At 70.0% G+C, this 230-nt stretch carries 1 protein-coding gene; it reads left to right on the top strand.

Annotation, left to right across the window (positions count from 1 at the left end; genetic code table 11):
* On the top strand, positions 1-230 hold a 230-nt coding region (locus ACZ3HG_RS25045; protein WP_465335277.1), incomplete at both ends, for a DDE-type integrase/transposase/recombinase.

Here is a 230-nt window from a genome sequence, read left to right as displayed (position 1 = left end):
AACGGCGCCGGCAGGCGAGCCACCCGCCCCGGACCCGGCCCGAGCTCGTCGCGACGGCGCCGGGGCAGGTGTGGAGTTGGGACATCACAAAGCTCAAGGGGCCGGAGCGGGGCGTGTACTACGACCTGTACGTCGTGCTCGACATCTTCTCCAGGTTCGTCGTGGGCTGGACCATCGCGGCCCGCGAGGACGCCGAGATCGCCAAGAACCTGCTCGAGCACGCCATGGGC

This window comes from Erwinia sp. PME.40.26/001 (assembly GCF_055556675.1).
The sequence above is the reverse complement of the archived record's forward strand: the minus strand, read 5'-3'. Positions and strand labels throughout refer to the sequence as shown.